General features: G+C 41.7%; 12 protein-coding genes. 8 read left to right on the plus strand and 4 right to left on the minus strand.

Annotated features, from left to right (window positions below):
* Window positions 1–44: 44 nt before the first annotated feature.
* Together L884_RS0104145 and L884_RS23270 are read right to left on the minus strand one after the other, a co-directional pair.
* Entirely contained in the window at window positions 45–797 is a 753-nt protein-coding gene (locus L884_RS0104145) for a sporulation protein (protein WP_028766306.1), read from the minus strand.
* Between the two features lie 134 nt (window positions 798–931).
* On the minus strand, window positions 932–3,160 hold the full coding sequence (locus tag L884_RS23270; protein ID WP_245603060.1) for an MBL fold metallo-hydrolase: 2,229 nt from the start codon (window positions 3,158–3,160) through the stop codon (window positions 932–934).
* A 574-nt stretch (window positions 3,161–3,734) separates the two neighbouring features.
* On the opposite strand from L884_RS23270, the gene L884_RS0104160 reads away from it, so the two are divergent.
* From L884_RS0104160 to L884_RS0104180, 5 genes are all read left to right on the plus strand, one after another.
* Window positions 3,735–5,033: an NCS2 family permease gene (locus L884_RS0104160; RefSeq protein ID WP_156925653.1), complete on the plus strand. Its 1,299-nt coding sequence runs from the start codon at window positions 3,735–3,737 to the stop codon at window positions 5,031–5,033.
* Window positions 5,034–5,204: 171 nt separating this feature from the next.
* A complete protein-coding gene (locus L884_RS0104165; RefSeq protein WP_028766308.1) occupies window positions 5,205–5,891 on the plus strand; it encodes a response regulator transcription factor in 687 nt (228 codons plus the stop codon).
* A complete protein-coding gene (locus L884_RS0104170; RefSeq protein WP_028766309.1) occupies window positions 5,888–7,237 on the plus strand; it encodes a sensor histidine kinase in 1,350 nt (449 codons plus the stop codon). The genes L884_RS0104165 and L884_RS0104170 overlap by 4 nt, the downstream gene beginning before the upstream one ends.
* A 103-nt stretch (window positions 7,238–7,340) precedes the next feature.
* Complete coding sequence (locus L884_RS0104175) at window positions 7,341–9,392, plus strand: TonB-dependent receptor (protein WP_028766310.1); 2,052 nt, start codon at window positions 7,341–7,343, stop codon at window positions 9,390–9,392.
* Between the two features lie 91 nt (window positions 9,393–9,483).
* Window positions 9,484–10,038 (plus strand): hypothetical protein, encoded by a 555-nt coding sequence (locus tag L884_RS0104180; protein ID WP_028766311.1) that lies wholly within the window; start codon window positions 9,484–9,486, stop codon window positions 10,036–10,038.
* 80 nt (window positions 10,039–10,118) lie between these two features.
* On the opposite strand, the gene guaD is transcribed toward L884_RS0104180, so the two are convergent.
* A complete protein-coding gene (gene guaD / locus L884_RS0104185; RefSeq protein ID WP_028766312.1) occupies window positions 10,119–11,483 on the minus strand; it encodes a guanine deaminase in 1,365 nt (454 codons plus the stop codon).
* Window positions 11,484–11,753: 270 nt separating this feature from the next.
* Between guaD and L884_RS0104190 the strand changes: the two genes are divergently transcribed.
* A complete protein-coding gene (locus tag L884_RS0104190; RefSeq protein ID WP_028766313.1) occupies window positions 11,754–12,002 on the plus strand; it encodes a hypothetical protein in 249 nt (82 codons plus the stop codon).
* A 159-nt stretch (window positions 12,003–12,161) separates the two neighbouring features.
* Here the strand turns inward: L884_RS0104190 and L884_RS0104195 are convergent, their stop codons facing one another.
* A complete protein-coding gene (locus L884_RS0104195) occupies window positions 12,162–12,959 on the minus strand; it encodes a hypothetical protein (protein ID WP_028766314.1) in 798 nt (265 codons plus the stop codon).
* Window positions 12,960–13,721: 762 nt separating this feature from the next.
* Here L884_RS0104195 and L884_RS0104200 point away from each other — a divergent pair.
* Window positions 13,722–14,309, plus strand: coding sequence for a hypothetical protein (locus L884_RS0104200; RefSeq protein WP_028766315.1), 588 nt, complete (start codon window positions 13,722–13,724; stop codon window positions 14,307–14,309).
* A gap of 1 nt (window position 14,310) precedes the next feature.
* Window positions 14,311–17,961: an Ig-like domain-containing protein gene (locus L884_RS0104205; protein WP_028766316.1), complete on the plus strand. Its 3,651-nt coding sequence runs from the start codon at window positions 14,311–14,313 to the stop codon at window positions 17,959–17,961.
* Window positions 17,962–18,079: the final 118 nt, after the last annotated feature.

Genomic DNA, 18,079 nt, shown 5'->3' on the forward strand with positions numbered 1-18,079 from the left:
AGCGCTGAGTGCTGGCTTCTTGGGGGCATTTATAGCAATTGGTATTAACTCAGTAATCTTTCAATATAGGGCCGCACACTAGCAACGTCATCACAGTGATTTGGAATTGAAACGCTATGATAACCATCACCAGAAAATGCGCGATCAATTTCTATCAAAACACCTGTTTCTGCGCCGTTATCAACAAAAGTTACTTCTAGCTCTCTAGCGCCAAAGAAAGAACGAGACTCAGGTTTGAATTCATACTCTTGATAACAAGGTAGGTGTGAGCTGAAATCTCGGCCACGTACGAAACCTGCTTCAATGTCTGACTTAAATAAACGGTAGCCGCTGTTCTCAATAAATTCTAATACAGCCAGTTGAGTGTTTGAAGGCACAATGATTAGCGGATCTTTGTCGCTACCATCGATACCATTTTTAATATCTAAACCCGTTTGCAACCACACTTTAGCAATACGTTGGCCAAATAGACTGGTAGCCGGCACTTCTGGGTGTAGATCTAAAGTGAACTGATGTTTTATTGTTTCGCCCGGTTGGATGGTGACATTTAAACTTGGTTGCCAGCTTTGCAGTACCATACTTTTGTTATATTTGACTTCTTCATCGCCAACTTGCTGCTCTGCTTTAGCTTCAGCCATAATGGCAAATTCCAGTCCATTGAGTTGCTGCTCAACATCACCGCCTTTAATGACAACTTCGATTGCGAAACTGTCGCCTGCACGTAAATGTTCATCAAGTAAAATAGTATCAACAGTTGCTTTGCCAATACCGACACTGGCGAGGAGTTTTTTCAGCATTTTGGTTCCTTGGATATAAACAAGCTCGAGGCTGACACTAGCATTTGGCTGGTATCATCTCAATAACTACTTTGTATTTAGAGAGGCTCGCTATGCTAACCAACCTGCCAACATAGCGACCTTAGGTAAACTTGTTAGATATTTAACTTTTGGTTATTGCTGAGGACTTTTACATTATTAAAGTACTCAACAAATTTTTCAGGATGCAGAGTGTGCACAGGCACTAAGCATTTAGCGTCTATTGAGTCAGCAAACGCTTTTAAATGAGTTGTGTAGGCGTGTCCACTGGTGTGAGCGTATTGCCATTTCAATTGATACTTTGCTTCCATCAAATTAAAGCTGGGTTGTTTTTCCTTGTAGCCTAGCCACATTGAGTAAATAAGTTGTGGCTGAATATCTTGCTTAATAAAGTGATCAATAAACTTTGGCATTTGTGATGTTGAAATTCGAAATACGTAATCGCTGCCTGTTAACTTATCTAAGTTAATATGGCGATTGCTATATTTAAGAAAATCCGTGCCAAATTGTTGTTCTATTGCTTGGCGCTGTGAATAAGGAAATATCACTTTAAGATGATCGTCCTTATGAGGAGGCAATCCTGGAGCATGTTTTTTCAATGCATCGAGTAAGTATAGCTGGTAAAGGTCGATAACCAGCTTTTTTCCTGTACGCTTTGTAGCGTTATATAAACTGACTAATCTATCTATGTTACTTCCAGAGGCGCTAACGAAAGCTGGGCGCTTTTCTTGTGAAAGTAGACGAACAAACTCTTCTTCAACGCTCGATTCTGTTGGGAATTGTTGCGAGTGTCTATCATCTAGCGTGGTGCCTTCAAGTAGCATGACATCTGGTTGGTTTACATTTGCATATAGATAGTCATTTACTTTGGCTTTACGGCCGTGGCCACGAAAGTCGCCGCTATAAAAGATTTGTTTATTATTTACTTCTACAAGCAAGCCGCACGCGCCAAATGCTGAATGGTCCATCATATAAGCCGTAATTTTGAATGGTCCTATCTGGAATGGTTTACCCGGTGAATATTGCGAGCAGCGCTCAAGTTGATTAAATCTAAGCGCTTGAGGGTAAAATACGTTGCCTATATGCATCATCGAATAGCTTCCATTAGAAAGGTAGATCTTTGCATCGTTAGGTAAAGTATCAAGCAAACCATAATGGTCGGGATGGGCATGAGATAAAATGTAGGCTAGGGGCGGGTTGAGATCTTGTTGTTGAATATCTAATAAGATCCCGTTGCTAATTGATGCTTCAGCAATATATTCAGGATCAATTGATGCTCCTGCGTTATCCATAATTGGCGCGCCATAATCTAATACGATAGCGTCATTACCGTGATTGATTTTAATGCAGCTACCGCCAATAGTATCGGCTCCGCGCAATATCGTTATCGAGGTCTGAATCTGAGTATTATTCAGATGTTGGTTTGCTTGATACTGTTCTAGCTCAGCAGCCGAAAGAAGCGTTCGATGGCTATCGGCAGTCATGACTTGTAGCTTAATTTGGTTATCAATAAGTTTTTGCTGATGAGGTAACCAGCTATCTTTTTGAGTGTTTTTGGGATTATGTAAAAAGAGTAACCTTGGCTCAGTGTCTAAACCAAGCTGTAATGTACCTTTGGCTACAGCTTCAATGGTTTTAGATACCTGTTTGCCGGCAAGCTGACAAATATGTGTTTGAACTTTACAAGCAGTAATATAAGCATTAATCACTTCTAATTGGTTTTTTTCTTCAGTTAAAAACGCTCGATATTTGCTAACCTGATTAATAACTTCAGGTTGGTCTATGCTTGAGCGACAGCGTGTGTCAGATGTTAATTTTGCTTCCCAAAGAACGATTTTAGCTTGCCCTTGGTCTTCTTCAATAGTTACAAGGTCAATGCGGAAGCCTGAACCAGGTAAGCCCATTTCCATGTCTATAATATTTTCATTCGCGGCTACAACTTGTTCTACGAAGGTTTTTTCTTCACCCTTGTGTTTCTTCGAACGTGCTATCCATAAATCTAATGTTTCACTGCCGAGATATTGGGCAAATTCTTTATTATTGTCTGGATTGGTGATGCAATTGCTATCCCCGACTAACTTTGTGTATTTCTGGCTAGTCGCGCTTTCAAATACATACTTTACATGTTGTTCTGAGCGCAGCAGGTTATTTTGAGTGAACCCTACTTTTGCAATCGCTTGACCTTGATGATAAAAGTTGAGATAGCCATCGCGTACAGCTAGCCTAAGTCCTGTATCTCCGAGCTCCTCACCACTTGGCTTTAGCCTAATGAGTAGTTCTTCCCACCAGACTGGTACTTGTTGTAATTTTTCAATCGCAAATTTTCGAGCAAACTTTGTTGTCATTTTTATTGTTCTCAATCACTTTAATAAACAAAAATATAATCTGTACTACTGGAGGTATAAATCTGATTTTTAAGCCATTAAATTCACCTTTTATTTTTCTCCTCCCTATATATTCAGTTCAGGGCGTCAGAAATTAAGCGGGCAATGCCATATATTTTCATTTTGTGATGAGTGTTTTGTTTTACGGAGCATAAGCGCGAACATTTAGATTAAATATCGAGCTAGTTTAGAGGTTGCGCATTTATTTAGTTAAAGAGTGAACTTAATATGCCTAATAGATAGATATGTGATCAGAATCACTCATGTTTCTCCCTTTGGCTGCACTACAATAACGCCCCTTTCGTGAACCTAAATCGAAATTGTTTAATCGTTATCTTCAGAACAACTGTTCTGGGGACTATGTGCGCGCGCCGCAAACGTAAAAATGGCGATAAATAAGCCATTTTTGCTGTGGCAATAGTGAAGTTAAGATGGAAATAGTCTAGTTATGAGTACGCCAAGTAATACACCGCACAGCGATGTAAAAGCTGCAAATAGTGCAGAAAACTCAAGCGCAGCAGCTGTTAAATCAGGTCTGTTTGAGCGCTTTTTTAAACTATCGAGCCACAATACCAGTGTGTCGACTGAGGTCATTGCAGGTATCACTACCTTTATGACTATGGTGTATATCGTTTTTGTAAACCCACAGATTTTGTCTGCAGCAGGTATGGATGCCAGTGAGGTATTTGTGGTGACCTGTATGATCAGTGCAATAGGCTGTATCGCTATGGGGCTAATTGCTAACTTGCCTATCGCATTAGCACCAGCAATGGGCTTAAACGCATTTTTTGCTTTTTCTGTGGTCGTTGGCATGGGCGTAAGCTGGCAAATAGGCATGGGCACCATTTTTTGGGGGGCTGTGTGTTTTGCTATCGTGTCGTTGCTGGGGATCCGCTCTTGGATTTTAACTAACATTCCAAAGTGTTTACGTATTGGTATTCCAAGCGGTATTGGTTTACTTATCGCTATGGTTGGCTTTAGTAATGCGGGCATTGTGGTCGCAAGTCCGGCAACGATGATCACTGTGGGTGACTTAAGCTCACTGGAGTGCGTATTAGGCGCATTAGGTTTCTTTATTATTGTTATTTTGGCATCACGTGGTATTCATTCTGCTGTGTTGGTTTCAATTGCAGTTGTAACAGCGATTGCGGCTTTGATGGGCGATATTGAGTACACAGGCATTGTTTCTATGCCGCCAAGTATTAGTAACACCTTTGGTGAGCTAGACTTAGCGGGTTCACTTGATGTGGCATTAATGGGCGTTATTTTCTCATTTGCGCTTGTGAGCTTATTTGATAGCTCAGGCACTATGATTGGTGTGACCGAGAAGTGTGGTTTTACTGACAAGCGTGGCCGTTTCCCTCGTATGAAACAAGCCTTAATGACGGACTCTGCTACTTCTGTTGTTGGTGCTTATATGGGGACATCAACAGTTACTGCTTACATTGAAAGCTCGGCAGGTGTTGCGGCTGGTGGTCGTACTGGTCTAGCGGCGATTGTAACGGGTCTATTGTTTATTTTAGTGATTTTCTTCTCGCCATTGGCGGCAATGGTTCCCGGCTATGCAGTTGCTGGTGCCTTGGTTTATGTGGGCATTTTGATGTCATCAGAGCTGGCTAAAATTGACGGTAAAGATCTAACAGAGTCTGCTCCAGCATTTATTACAGCAGTGATGATGCCGTTTACTTTCTCGATTACCGAAGGTGTTGCGGCAGGCTTTATTACTTACTGCGTGCTAAAAGCGGGTACTAACCGTTGGCGTGAAATCCACCCAGGAGTGGCGATTGTGGCATTGCTGTTTATCATTAAGTTTGCCTTTGTTGATGGGCATTAGTCTATAGGGCTAAAAATAGATAGACCGAAAGGCTCAGAAGCATGCTTCTGAGCCTTTTTCATTTTTGGGTGCTTGTGTCATTGATGGTTTGCGAGAAAAGTAAAGATAGTTGAATGATCTCGTCAACAAATTACACTGAGCATTTTGTTTTGCGTTGGTGAATAATTTGTTATGGCAATGGTTAATATACTGGTCGTTGAAGATGATAGGGTTTTAAATGATCAACTCACTGTGATGTTGCAACAAAAGGGCTATGGTGTTGAACAGTGTTTTGATGGCGAGCAAGGCCTGTTACAAGCGGCAACGGGCAGGTATCAGCTGATCTTACTGGATGTGATGTTACCAGTTCGCGATGGATTCTCGTTGTTAAAAATACTGCGGAAAAACTGCCAAACTCCGGTCATTATGGTGACAGCCAAAGGAGCTGAACAAGAACGAGTACAAGGCTTTAGCCAAGGTGCTGACGACTATGTAGCTAAACCATTTAGTACGGCAGAATTGATTTTACGTATCGAGGCTATTTTACGTCGTAGTTACTCTCAAGAACCACCTTTTCAAACACAAGAGTTATCGGTAGATACTTTATCATTAAACAGCCGGGCTCAAAGTGTTAGCGTCGCAGGTCAATCACTTGAGTTTACCCCAATTCAATTCAAATTATTATGGGAGTTGCTACAGCACAGAGGTGAAGTGCTCAGTAAGGCCTACCTTTATCAACGGGTGCTTAACCGTAATATAGGTGCTTATGATCGAAGCCTTGATATGCATCTAAGTCGAGTCAGGCGTAAGTTAACTCAAGCAAACTGGTCTGGAGAGCGTCTGCAAACCAGTCACGGAAAAGGTTATTGCTTAATATGAGTCGTAAACTTTTTTGGAAATTATGTTTGATCATTGCCACTGGTGTAGTGGCACTTTTTTATGTGATTAGTCTATTTATGTCACGCACTGAAGAGGGGATGAGTTTATTAGCTTATGAAGATCAGCAAACATTAAAGGCTTGGGGGAAAGCGGCGGAAAACCTATATAGAAATGGCGATAAAGCAGACTTAGAACAATGGTTGAGCGAGTTAAAGCAGCAAGAAAATACTTGGGTTGCGGTAGCCAGTTATCAGGTTAATCCTATAGCGGGTGATGAACTTAATAATAGGTTTAGTCAAGGTTATAACTTGGGCCGAAGTGTTGATTGGAAAGTTCATCTCTACTTTGCTGAAAATCCGATAATGGAGTTACCTTTTGCTAATCAACAGGTGAGTTTCTTAATTCAATTACCCAATCGTATGCGCCCCGGGGACAACTGGCGTCAAGTTGAAATCACCTTCCAGATTATTCTACCGGCTATCTTATTGGCCTTACTGTCTTTTGTTTTATACCGCCACATAATGAAGCCCTTGCTGCAACTGCAACTAGCAACGGGCCAGTTTAGTCGAGGGCAGTTCGATATCAGTGCTAAAGCATTAATGGGCAATCGTAGCGATGAGTTTTCAGATCTGGCGCAGACATTTGACAATATGGCACAGCGGATTGGCGAGCAAATTATCAGTCAACGGCAGTTGATCGCCGACTTATCCCATGAATTACGTACTCCTTTAACCCGGCTCGATATCGCCCTTGAAGGCGTTAAAGAAGGCGAAGTGGCCGTTACTGTGCTAGATCGAATTAGCCGGGAGTCGAAGCATATACGGCGGCTCGTTGAAGATACCTTAATTCTCGCATGGCTTGAGAATGAGCAACCGCGATTGAACCAAGAGACACTTGAGCTAGTAGACCTATTAGATGTGTTAATTGAGGATGCCAAATTTGAGTTTCCAGACCGACAGCTCATTAGCGATTTACCAAATAGTGCAATAGTAGAAGCATCTAACCACCGCGCCGCAGGTCAAGCGATAGAGAATGTATTACGTAATGCATTGCGCTACACCCCAACACAGCAAGCGGTTAGGGTGACGATGAAAGCTGTGATCGGTTCTTATCAGATTGATATTGTTGACCAAGGCCCGGGGGTACCTGAGCAGTATCTAACGGCAATCTTTAGTCCTTTTTTTCGAGTTGATAAATCACGCACAGCTGATGGAAGTAGTTTTGGTTTAGGGCTAGCGTTAGCCAAAAGACAGCTTGCAGCAATAGGCGGTCAAATTAACGCTGAAAATGAGTGTATTAATGGCAAAGTAGTAGGCCTGCGCATGACGATTATTATTCCTAAATAGCAGTCTAAATAAGACGGTAAATGTAACAATTGTAAAAGAGCTGTTTTTTTACCTCTATATGATAATAATTCTCACTACGAATTAGGCTCGTTATGGATAAATTATGGCTCCCTACCTGTCAGGAAAAAAACTCCACCCTTTGGTTGTGTCTCTCAGCTTAGCACTTTGGGCTGGCAATGCTTATGCCGCTGATACCGATGATTCTACGACGCATTTTGATGACATTGAGTCAGTTGTTGTCGTTGGGCAAACAACTAATACTGAAATCACCCCTGAAGAATTAGAAAAATATCAGGCAAACGATTTGGCTGATATCTTCCGTTTTGTGCCATCAGTATCTGTTGGTGGCTCACTTGGTATTGCCCAAAAAGTATATATCCGCGGTTTAGAAGATACCTTATTTAATGTCACTGTAGATGGTGCACCACAAACGGGCACACTATTTCATCATATTGGCCGTGTGGCAATTGAACCTGAGTTACTGAAAGAAGTTGAAGTACAAGCTGGGGCGGGGGAAGCAACCAGCGGAGCTGGCGCCATTGGTGGCGCTATTCGCTTTAAAACTAAAAATATAGATGACTTACTCGACTCTGATGAGCGTTTTGGCGGCAGTTTAAAAGCAGGTTACTTAAGTAACGATGGTTACAAAGGTAGTGGCACATTTTATGGTCGTTTAACTGATTCTTGGGGTCTGCTAGGTTCATACGTGTATGTTGATCGCAACAACATGGAGGATGGTGATGGAAATGAACTTTATGGCACCTCTGCCAAGCAAAAGTTAGGTTTTGTTAAGCTTAATGGCGAACTGACTGACAACCAAAGCTTGACAATGAGTTATGAGAATAGAAATGAGCAAGGAGAGTTTGGTGCTAGACCAAATTGGCCAACACTAGAGGGGGACACACTTTATCCAATGGATGCCGAGCGTGAAACCTTTGTGGTTAACCACCAATGGTTAGCTAACGACTATGTTAATTTAGAAACCACGTTATATCACACTCAATCGTCAGTAGAGCAAGACCGTTTTGACCGGTGGGGTAAATATGGTGCTGACATGACCACTTATGGGTTTGATATTCGAAATCTTAGCCAACTGGGGCAACATGCTTTGACCTATGGTATTGAGTACCGTAAAGATGAGGTAAGTAGTCAGTATCTAGCACCAGCTGATGTCTGGCAGGACTGGGCTTGGGATCCATTGGTTGGCAAGTTCAAAGAAGAGGGCGAAGTTAAAGGCATCTATATTCAAGATCATTGGCAAGTTGCAAATCAATTATTGTTGAGTTTTGGCCTGCGTTATGACGAGTACTCTCTTGAGCAAGTTACCTACACTGGTGCGACTGATAGCGACGGGGTGAGTGGTAATATTGGCTTAAATTATGACTTACATGAGAACTGGCGCTTAACTGCTGGTTATGCACAAGCGATGCGTGGTAAAGAGGTTGGAGATGCCTTTACTTTAGAGCAAGCGCCTGGCTGGACTTCAATTGACCCAGATTTAAAAGCTGAGGAGGTTGATAACACTGAGGTTGGCTTAACTTACCATGATGAGTATTGGCAAATAACTGCAACGGTTTATCAGTCTGATATCGACAATGTTATTTACGATCAGCTTGGACGTGGCGTTTATTTTGAAAATATCGGAACGCTAGAAACCAAAGGTTTTGAATTACGAGGCGTATTTGCTTATGAAGATTGGCGCGTACAAGCCAGCTATAGCAATAATGATGCTGAACTCAATGGACAAACCGTTGAAGGTTATGAGCACATTGGCTTAGCTAATGCTCGTGGCGACACCTTCGGATTAAATATTAATTATACCCTTACAGATAACATTCAAATGGGCTGGAATGCTAATTATGTTAGCTCGTTAAACGATATTGAGGTTTTACAGCGTGGGGTAGAAATTGGTTGGATAGATCAGACGCAATTCATCGATAAGCCAAGTTATCAAGTACACGATATATACGTACAGTGGCTCCCTTTTTATGACGAAACGTTAAATATCAATCTAGCAGTTCAAAACCTATTTGATGAGCAATATAGAGATCATTCAAGTGTGGGAGACTACAACCACATTGCTGGCTGGGATGGTGTTGCAGGATTATATGAAGCGGGTCGTGATATTCGTATTTCACTCGGCTATCAGTTTTAAAGTCGCATTATAACAGCGATGAGCAAACAATAGTTCAAAATAGCAACGGTAAGCATGTCTATTGCTTACCGTTTTGCTTTAAGGGGCGAGTATGAAAGCAAAGACAAGATTATTATGGATGAAATTGCATGCTTATTTGGCCTGTTTTTTCTTACCGATAACCCTAGTTTATATAGTTACCGGTACACTATATATGTTTGATATAAAGGGTGACGTTAACAAGGAATATGAATACTCAGTAACCTTAACTGACGGTTGGCCTGAGACCGAAGCGTTAGCGCTGCCATTGGTTAACCGTTTTTTGTTAGATAAATCGCATAAAGCATTACCAGAGGATTACTATTTTGAAAATGGTAATCACGACTGGTATGGCTTTCGCCAAGAAGTTATTTTAATTAAACCTGATGCAGGCGATACAGCAAAACTTGTGGTGAAAGAGCATGACTTACTATTGCAATTACTCATAGTGCATAAAGGTTTTGCAGGGCAATTCTTTAAATGGTTTTCGGTTCTTTTTGCGGCAAGTTTGAGCTTTAGTATTATCAGTGGGGTGGTGATAACCTTACAACTTCCACAATTAAAGACGCCAGCTTTATATAGTATTTTAGCTGGAGGTCTCATGTTAATCGTGGGCTTTTTTGTGTAGGAGATCGAAATATAAATAAAGAAGGGCAAGCCCTTCTTTTTTTTATGAATAATAAAACACTCGTTAGTATAAAAAGCGTTTTATTTGTTAACTACCAACTGGCCTTTTACCCACACCTTGCTGATGTTTTGGCGATTATTAAGGGTAATGATTTTTTCTAGCTTGTCTTTATCGCTGTCCATTTCTTCAATAATAAAGATATTACTATCGCTAACGGCAGTATCAACAACTAGCGCATCAAACTCATAGCCGACTTGGAACAAACCTACTTTGGCATCAATCGCCTTACCGCCTCCGACTGTCGCCATCCAGTAAGACTCTAGGAACGAGATACGACTGCCACTTTCGCCGCGATTATCGGCTGCTAGGTAAGTTGAAGTACCGTCTTCACGTACGCGAGAGTGATTGACTGCATCTAGGCAAGTGTGGAAGATTGATGGGATTGGCGCGCCAGCTAAATCACTGCCTAGGCCGCATTTTAAATCGTTATCTAAAATCTCGCGGGTCTGCATCGCTGCATTGGCAAAGTACATGTTTGATAGCGGGCAGTGGGCAATACTGGCGCCGGTTTCTTTAATGATTGCGTGATCAGCAGCAGTCAAGAAAATCGAGTGCGCAAGTATGGTTCTTTTGGTCATTAGGCCAAAATCACGATAGATCTCTGCGTCGGTTTTGCCATACATCTGCTGGCTGTAATCACGTGCCCAGTCACTTTCAGAGCAGTGGGTTTGTACATGACATTGGTATTTTTGCGCAAGCTCGCCTAAGCCTTGTAGCATTTCGCTAGTGCAACTTGGTACAAAGCGTGGCGTTAATACGGGGGACACTAACTGATGTTGGTTGCCCTCAAGGCCAATCACCTCTTGAATGAATAGCTCTGTGTCTTTGAGCGCGTCGGCAGTTGAGTGTTCAATATAAAAAGGCGGGCACTGACTAGCTTCATCCATATTCACTTTACCGACATAGCCACGCTGACCTTGTTTTAAACATTCGCGAGCTAGCTCTACAGAGCTATCTTTATGAATGGTTGCAAAGTACACCGCGCTGGTGGTGCCGTTAGCAAGCAGAGACTTCACTAGGCTTGGATAGATCTGCTTGGTAAAATCCATGTCAGCAAATTTAGCTTCTAATGGAAAAGTATAATCTTGTAGCCAATCGTAAAGCGGTAAGTCTAAGCCTTTGCCAGCTTGGGGAAATTGCGGTGCATGCACATGTAAATCAACCATACCCGGCATTAAATACTGGCTTGAGCTGAGTTCGATAAGCTTACTTTTACTTGAAAAAAAGCTGACTTGAGTTTGAAATTCAACGTCTGCTTCAGTCATTACCGATACGATTGTGCCGTTATTATCAACCTGAATTAACGCTTTTTTTGCGTACTCAAAATCACCTTTGATTGGGCAATGAAAAAACTGGCCTAGAACCGCAAATTTAATCTCAGACATCTTTGTGTATCCATCTTTTTTATGTAGGGGACATTATTGGCGGGAGTATTACATGAGCACTTTGAAAATGAACAAAATAAGCTATGAATTGTGAGCTAAGCAATAGACTAAATAAGTAGTTGCTTAAATTAACAGCTTAATCAGTTAACCTAAACTTCAGTGAGCAGTAAGATGCGCTGTTAATCTTACGCTATGATCTGTAAAGTACGCTCCATAAAATGCATAGCCAATTATGGGCCATGCGCAGCTAATGCAATAAGAGATTTGAAAATGAGTAACGACCAGAATGTAATCGATAACCTAGATGATTTAAGACGCTTTTTAGTGTCGGTTGAAACCGGTGGTTTAGGCCTTCAAGGTGTTGAAGGCGTAGGTATGGCAACGAATAATGCAGATGGCCGTCATTTTGTTGCTGTGTTTGATGCTAACCATAAGCTTTTGCACGCTCGTTGGATAACTGATGAAGTATACGAGACGGGTAAAGAGATGGTTCGTGACGGCGTTAGAGGCCAGCACTAAGGCTTGCCAACTCAGCTCTAATGATTAAAGGCTTCAAGGAATGAGGGCGTTAACATGTTAACGCCCTCATTTTTATGCATGTTTTTTAGGTATCTGTATCTGCTGTTACCACGGGAGGAAATAGGGCGCTGATCTTTAATACCTATTTTAGATAGTTGCTTAAAAGTAGTAAGAGATCCCGAATTCAAACTTATTGTCATTATCCGTTGCATTGATGGATGTGCCTGTAATGTTTATCTGGCTGTCGCTGCGAGTATAGGTATGACTCAGTTCTGCCCACCATCGACCGCTTTCACTGATTGGCATGCCAAAGCCGGTTTTTACCTTAAAAATATTAGCTGAAAGCTTTTCACCGCTTGAGCTATTGTTAGGTTCACCATCAAGATGCATAAATTGAGGCTGAATTATCAGGTATTTACCAAGATCGCCAAGGGAAATAGATCCAAACAGGTTGAGTTGATAACCACTTAAATCAAGACGATTAGCTGAACTTTGGTAAGCTTCGCCTTTTACATACGCGACATTCGGGTAGAGTGAAATGGCTTCCCAAGGCGTAGTCATTTTTGCGATAGCGCCAACAGCAACGATATCAGTGCCGATATCGTCACCTGAACTCTTCCAGCCCTTCATGTAGTCAACTGAAAAGCCTGTTTGCGGTAGTAATCTGCTATTAGTGTCTAAAACTTGAAAGTAGCGTAGGCGCGAGTTTTGCGCCTTTTGGCCAAACTCATTGTTTTTGGTGGCTACAGCGTGCTCGACTAGACCCATAAAGTTATTGCCTTCAGAGTAAGCTCCCGCGACGCCAACCATGCTGTTGAACTTGCCTTCATTGTCGACTGTGCCGTAGGCAAATGAGTTAACAGCCGTGAGATCGGAAGGATCGGGTTGGGAACTATTTGCAAGCACGCCTCCTGATAAACCGATAATAAGTGCGATAGGCAAGATTGATCTGTTCATAGTACCTCCAAAAAAGCGTGATGCATGTTTTAAGCTGGTAAACGGCGAGAAGGTTTCAGGGCTAAACCACTCACTATTTAACGCCATTGTATGTACTCAACTTAGGTAGACATCACTAGGAGTTTTAGTTGTTTTTAGTGGAGTGTATGTGCTTGGTTTATTAATTTAACTAACAGATCTTGTCGTAATGTAATTGGCTGTTAATGAGGGGACGAGCCGGGATGGAGGTTTCATAAAGCAATCTTTTGGCTGGGGATTGTTTGATTGGTGAAATTGCTAGTTTGATGCACTTTCCAAGCAAACTTTAGCCATGAAATCGATGATAGGCACAATAAATAAGTCTTCATGCGTGCTTCAAAGGCGTTAAAAAGTTTATGCCCTTAAATCGGTATTGAGCTTAAAATCGCTATTTGTAAATCAATGGATTGATTTAGCTTCTGAAAATAGACACTTTTCCCTTGTGCGTATATTGCATTCAATCCTTTTATCCCTTTTCATGCAATTTTTGAGTCCAATAGCCTAAAAGTATAGTTTTATGTTTGTTTTTCATGTTTTTTTTAACCATGAAACTGATTCTTTAACTACAGCTTTGTGCTTTTTATATTTTATCTAAATATTAAATAAGGGAGTAAGGCTTTAGATTTTTGCTTTAAATACAGTTGTTTTAGATCATCTTTTACAGAGGTTTGATTTAAAGCTTGTTAAGGACCTTGTGCGTTTGTTATTATTTTGTTTGTAACATGATTTTATGAGCTTTCAAGGATGAGAAAAGTATTTGTTACTGTTTTATGTTGGTTAAGCTTTGCTTTAAGCAGTGCTGCATTTGCGAAAGTGGTATATTTATATAATTCACCATTAGACATAAAACGCTACTACACAACACAAATTGTGATTGAGCGAGATAATCAGTATTCAGAGTTAATTTATTTCGATTCTGAACAGGTCATTTTGTCGCATCAATCGACTCTGCTTGTTCCTCTTAATGTTCCCTGTCTTGATCATGCCTCCATTAATAATGCCAACTTAGGCGTGGCATATCGCTATCAAGTTACAGGACAACAAGTAAACCATTGCAACGTGAGTTCAGTTGATTTCCCAGTGTTAGCCAAAGCACACAAGGTATTTTCGATTGAACCGGGTGTAATCGTTTTGAAAGTTCATTCTGATTTACCAGCGGATGTCATGTTACTTGGTAATCAGCTCTTTGAGCGCTTATTCCAATTTACTTCATTATCACTATTTGGTGCGCAATTTCCTGAGCTTATGTTGCAACTCCAACGTAAGAAACAGCTGATTGTGAGTGAAGGAGAACATACCTTTCAATTATTGTTACTTTCTAAAAGGATATAGAATGAAACAGCAATTTACTTTGAGTAAAAGCGCCTTATGCATAGGTCTAGCTTTAGGTTCAACATCAGCTATGGCTGCAAATAGTTGGCTTTCACGCGTTAATACAGAATCTGTGGATTACGTTAAGAAGATAGTGCCAGCGGCGCAGTTACAAACAACTCAAGCCAGCACGAATGATTCAACAAAAGCTGTCTTTGATATCACTATTTCTCTGCATAATAACCCAGAAGGGGCTGAGCAGCAGAAGTATGAAGAAATCTTAGGTCATTTTGCTGATGGTATTTGTGAGCAATCAAATGGTGAACATAAGCTAGGTAAGGTCAGCATATTTAGACAGAATAAGCATCGTTCAAAGTCAGATATTATCTGGGGGGAAAGGGAATGGCCTCGCGCTAACGCTTCCGGTTTTGGTGCTAATGGTATGCATATTTGGTTTGGCGATGTGTTCCCTAATGGCGCTGGCCCTGGAAATGATCATGACATGCTGCAAGATCCTATTGGTGCCGGTTATACCTTAGCACATGAGTGGGGGCACTATGCTTATGGTGTGTTTGATGAATATAAGGGCAACTCAGCCTCTGGTGGAACCAGTAGCCCTGTAAGTACAGATGTTGCCACTGATTCTATCATGAGCAATCAATGGCAAGCTAAAAATGGCGATATGAAATGGCTTAACCATTCAACGTCGAACAATATTGGTGATGTAGCACGAACAGCGCAAGGGCGAGTGTACGGTAAAAGCGCCTGGGAAGTGATGTTACAAGACACCAGCAATGACCCTAAATCAGGTCGTAAAACTGCTCAGCCTAATCGAACTCGATTCACGACGTTAGCTGCTAATGCTCCAGACGCTGCAACGCCTGTTAAAGAGGAGTTACCAAACTTGCAGGCGACCTGTCGTGATCAGCTCGATTATGTTTGGGTTGAGGGTGACATTGATATGCAGGTTGTTATCGATCGTTCAGGTAGTATGGGTGGTTCACCAATAACTAATGCTAAGCAAGCCGCTAGAACCCTTGTTGATGCAGTGGCAGAAGGAACAACTGCAATCGGTTTAGTATCGTTTTCTAATGTAGCAACGCAAGATTTTGCTATTCAAAAAATCCCTGATGCTGACACAAGCGTAAAGCCAGCCATAAAAAATAGCATTGATGCCATTCGCGCTAATGGTTTGACAGCGCTTTATGACGGCAGTCAGTTGGCGCTTGATAACCTTGAAACTTACCAAACTAACTCAGCTAGCGGCGCTCCAGGCGTTGTATTTGTATTAGCGGATGGTGATGACAATAGCTCAAGTAATACAGAATCCAGCGTTATTGCTGCTTATCAAAATGCTAATGTGCCAATTTTTAGCTTTGGTTATGGCTCAGCTTCGCCAACGGGGCCATTACTCACTTTAGCGAACTCGACAGGTGGTAAATATTTCTCGTCACCAACCACGTTAGCAGAAATTACAGATGCGTTTTTGCAGGCTAATGCGATAGCGACCGATAACCAAAATATCATCTCGTCATCTCAGGCAATTACCAGTGGCAGCACTGTAGTAGAAAGCATTGCTATTGACTCAGGTTTAGACAATATCAGTATTTTTGTAAACCATAATGGCAATACTAATGACTTAACTTTTAATCTAAAAGATCCCCAAGGTGGAGTGGTTACTGGGGTGACCTTTGATTGTAATCAAGTGGGCTACACCCAGTCTTGTAATGTCAATGTACCGAACAGCGTGATCACCACCGCAGGATATGGCGAGTGGCAACTAGAGATGGTTAATAGCACAGGCGCTTACAATGTTGATGCAAGCGTGAACGTTATTGCTGAACCTAGCTTAGAGGGGAGTTATACGGTTTCGGTTGAAGGATTTGCTGGTAATGCCGTAGCGTATCCAAGCCCAATGATTTTAACGACAGCGTTGACCAAAGATAAGTTGATTACTGGGGCTAACGTCGTTGCGACGATTACTTCGCCTAATTATCAGCAGTCTGATTTACCAATGTTAGACGATGGTCTTAATGGCGATGCGGTGGCCGGAGATGGCATCTACTCAGCGATTGCACCTTATGCGGCAAACGGTATTTATCAAGTTGAAGTGAAGGTTGATAACGCAAGTAACACAGCTCAATATACCAGTACCGGTCTACTCACACCTGCGATCGATGGTTCAGAGCCTGTTGAAGAGGCCTTACCGACAATTGATGAAAACTTTGTCCGTATTGCTAAGACTTCACTAGTGGTAACGGATGTACCTAACTCTGATAATAACGACACCTTCCAAGATGCTGTTGATTTAGCCGCTGACAATTTAGGTATTGATGGCGCTATCGATAATGCTGCCGATATTGATATGTATCAGGTTATTAATGTTGATACTACGCAAGATTTAGTCGTTCGTGTTTCTGACTTAAGTCTAGATATGTTGCCACAATTGACTATCTATAAAGCGGATGAAACGACCAAAATAGTTGAAAACATTACTGTAGCAACAGACCCGTCAGCTACTGACTATTTATTCTATAAGATCGCGGCTGCAGATCTAGACTCTAGTATTTTTGTTGAAGTGAAGCACGAAGATGCGGCTGCAACGTTTGGTGGCTACCGTATTAGTGCGGGTGAGCCATTGAATACTGACGTACCACCTAACAATGCACCGGTAGTTAATACCGATGCCGCTTCAGTTTGGGTTGGACAAACCGTTAATATTTCTCCGTTGCTTAATGATACGGATGCAGATGGTGACAGCTTAGTTATCGAAAGCATTGATACTTCAGGGTTAAGAGGCTCGGTGAGCCAAAATGGTGATACGCTAACCTATGATCCGGGTACTGCATTTAATAATGAAGCTGAAGGTTCAAGTATTGTTGATAGTTTCACTTACTTAGTGACAGATAACAAAGGCGCTTTTGTTGCTGGGCAAATAGATATTACGGTTAAGGTCAATACGACTCCAACGGCTAATGCCGATACGGTATCTGTTGCAGAAGATCAAACCGTAACATTCACACCACTGAGTAACGACAGTGATGCTGATGGTCATAGCCTGAGCATTAGCGGCTTCCAGCAATCATTAAAAGGGACATTGACCGACAATGGTGATGGCAGTTTCAGTTATGATCCAAATGGTCAATTTGCAGAGTTAACTCGAGATGAAACAGAAACAGAATCATTTACTTATTCGATTGTTGATGAGTTAGGTGCTGTTAGCAGTGCAGATGTGACCATTACGGTAGTGGGAACCAATACCGCTCCAGAAGCTCAGGCTGACACAGCTGAGACCGATAAATCAACAGATGTATCTATTGATGTAATTGGTAACGATACTGATATTGATGGCGACCAATTAACTGTTACAGCGATTGATAGCGGTTCAATTAAAGGAAGTGTAGTCAATAATAGCGATGGCACAGTGACATATAGCCCTAACGGTCAATTTAATGATTTGTATGACGGCCAAACAGCAACAGAAACATTTAGCTATACGGTTTCTGATGGTGATGAGGAGGTTAGTGCGCAAGTTACTGTCACCATTAACGGTGAAGGTAGTGCGCCTCAACCACCTGTTGAGCCGGAGTCTGGTGGCTCATCAGGCGGTAGCATGTCATGGTTGGCTTTAGTGTTAGCACCGTTTGCTTTCTTTAGACGTCGTAACAAGTAATCGATAGCGATAGTGGATTACCTCTCTTAAAGCCAGAGCAAATAGCTCTGGCTTTTTATTTTCCTACAGAGACATTTTTTGCTTATAGTTGCAGCTATAACAGTAGCGTGATGAATTA

Origin of the sequence: Shewanella fidelis ATCC BAA-318 (genome assembly GCF_000518605.1) — a bacterium.
GTDB lineage: Bacteria > Pseudomonadota > Gammaproteobacteria > Enterobacterales > Shewanellaceae > Shewanella > Shewanella fidelis.